The sequence below is a fragment of the Desulfatiferula olefinivorans genome (assembly GCF_054657895.1).
The window spans coordinates 1-904 of record NZ_BAAHXV010000106.1; the positions used below are offsets into that span (position 1 = coordinate 1).

Consider the following 904-nt stretch of genomic DNA (forward strand, 5'->3'; position numbering starts at 1 on the left):
CGTTAAGCCGTTTCCCTCGCTGGGCCGCGCTCCATAAGCATCCCCACGGAGCCCCCATCTCTTCGCAGAGAAGCAGTGAGCTTTTCGCTTCCATCACCGAGGACGCCAAGCAACGTTTTTTCAGGCTTCAAGGGAAACGCCGTGCAGACAGTGAATACCTGGCATATGACAGCACCTCTATCTCCAGTTATTCAAAAAGTCTCAGACAGGTCCGCTATGGCAAAAACAAAGACCATGAGCATCTGGCACAGATCAATCTGACCCTGCTTTTCGGTCAACAATCCCGCTTACCCTTTTATTACCGGAAGCTGGCCGGAAATATTCCCGACGTGAAAACCCTGAGAAAGCTACTATCCGACATGAATACTCTGGGCTATGAGAAAATCAAGGTGGTTCTGGACCGGGGTTTCTTCAGCGCTGCGAACATCAACGACCTCTACAGACATCACATGAAGTTCCTCATAGCTGCCAAGTTGTCGCTGAAGCTTGTAAAAACTCACCTGGACACCGTGCGAGACACGATGCGCACCTGGCCCAACTACAGTCAGGAATACCAACTCTATTCATATTCCCTGCCGGTCACCTGGGACTATACTCAGGATCGCCCCTACAAAGGTGACACGATTAAAGCGGATCGTCGAATGTATCTTCATCTGTATTATTCCCCGGAACGAGCCTTGGAGGATGAAAAAACATTCAACAGCAAAATGGTCATTTTGCAGGAAGAGTTGGAAAGCGGGCAACGTCGTCCAGATCATGAAAAGCAGTACACTAAATATTTTGAGGTAAAAAGCACGAAGGTTCGAGGTACGAAAGTCATAGCCAAAGAAGAGGCTATGGCGGAAGCAAAACGCAATTACGGATATTTTACCCTGTTAAGCAATGAGGTAAAAGACGCAGTGGA

Annotated in this window: 1 protein-coding gene; it reads left to right on the plus strand. The window is 48.5% G+C overall.

Translation table 11 applies throughout. The features are described 5' to 3' along the window. On the plus strand, positions 1-904 hold a 904-nt coding region (locus ACYQ11_RS22075), incomplete at both ends, for an IS1634 family transposase (RefSeq protein ID WP_459925999.1).